2 protein-coding genes are annotated in these 1,671 nt (G+C 61.3%); both read left to right on the forward strand.

Annotation, left to right across the window (positions count from 1 at the left end; translation table 11 throughout):
* On the forward strand, positions 1–243 hold a 243-nt coding region (rpsO, locus tag RMO89_RS04285), incomplete at its 5' end, for a 30S ribosomal protein S15 (RefSeq protein WP_310531419.1).
* Between the two features lie 171 nt (positions 244–414).
* The coding region (gene pnp, locus RMO89_RS04290; protein ID WP_310531421.1) for a polyribonucleotide nucleotidyltransferase at positions 415–1,671 on the forward strand (1,257 nt) is incomplete at its 3' end.

Consider the following 1,671-nt stretch of genomic DNA (forward strand, 5'->3'; position numbering starts at 1 on the left):
GAAATCATCAAGGACAACGCGCGCGCAGCCAACGATACCGGCTCGCCCGAAGTTCAGGTCGCGATCCTGACCAGCCGCATCAACACGCTGCAGGGTCACTTCAAGGACCACCACAAGGACAACCACTCGCGCCGGGGCCTGTTGACCATGGTCAACAAGCGCCGCACGCTGCTGGCCTACCTCAAGAAGACGGACGTTGATCGTTACAACGCCCTGATCGCGAAGCTCGGTCTTCGTAAGTAACATAGCGGAGCGGCCCCCTAGTGGGCCGCTTTTGCTTTGTGGCTTCCTCGCAATTCGGCGGGGAATGCCATCATCGGGGCCACAAGCGCCCCACACCGGGCCGGAACGGCACCTCCGGCAAGAGAGGCCCCGCACCGCAATATGGCGCTGCGGGTTCACAAGGAAAACTACATGTTCGACGTAAAAACTGTATCGATGGAGTGGGGCGGAAAGACCCTCACCCTGGAAACCGGCCGCATTGCCCGTCAGGCAGACGGCGCGGTCCTCGCCACTTATGGCGAAACTGTCGTGCTCTGCGCCGTAACGGCCGCCAAGAGCGTCAAGGAAGGCCAGGATTTCTTCCCCCTGACCGTCCACTATCAGGAAAAGTTCTTCGCTGCCGGGCGCATCCCGGGCGGCTTCTTCAAGCGTGAGCGCGGCGCGACGGAAAAGGAAACGCTGGTTTCCCGCCTGATCGACCGTCCGGTCCGCCCGCTATTCCCCGAAGGTTTCTACAACGAAATCAACGTCATCTGCCACGTTCTGAGCTATGACGGCGAAGTCGAGCCCGACGTGCTTGCAATGATCGCTGCTTCGGCTGCGCTGACCATCTCGGGTCTGCCCTTCATGGGTCCGATCGGCGCTGCCCGCGTTGGTTATGTTGACGGTGAATACACCCTCAACCCGCGCCAGGACGTCGCCGCTGCCGGCGATCTCGACCTGGTCGTTGCCGCCACCGGCAATGCCGTGATGATGGTCGAATCGCAGGCTCGCGAGCTTGACGAGCAGATCATGCTTGGCGCCGTCCTCTTCGCTCATGACGAGTGCAAGAAGGTCTGCGACCTGATCATCGATCTCGCCGAAAAGGCTGCCAAGGACCCATGGGACGTCGCCGTCAGCGACAACACCGCGATCAAGGCCAAGCTCAAGGATCTGATCGGCAAGGACATCGCGGCAGCCTACAAGCTGACCGACAAGTCCGAGCGTTCGAACGCCCTCAACCTCGCCCGCGCCAAGGCCAAGGAAGCCTTCGCTGGCGAAGATGGTCAGACCCAGATGGTCGCCATGAAGTCGGTCAAGAAGGTTGAAGCCGACATCGTTCGCGGCGCCATCCTCAAGGACGGCACTCGTATCGATGGCCGCAAGGTCGATCAGGTTCGCCCGATCGAAGCCATGGTCGGCCTGCTGCCGCGTACCCACGGTTCGGCACTGTTCACCCGTGGTGAAACGCAGTCGATCTGCACCACCACGCTGGGCACCAAGGACAGCGAGCAGATGATCGACGGGCTGGAGGGTCTCTCCTACTCGAACTTCATGCTGCACTATAACTTCCCGCCCTATTCGGTTGGCGAAGTTGGTCGTTTCGGTGCTCCTTCGCGTCGTGACACCGGCCATGGCAAGCTCGCATGGCGCGCGCTGCAGGCTGTTCTGCCCAGCAAGGAAGAGTTC

It is taken from the genome of Novosphingobium sp. (genome assembly GCF_031424035.1).
Classification (GTDB): Bacteria; Pseudomonadota; Alphaproteobacteria; order Sphingomonadales; family Sphingomonadaceae; genus Novosphingobium.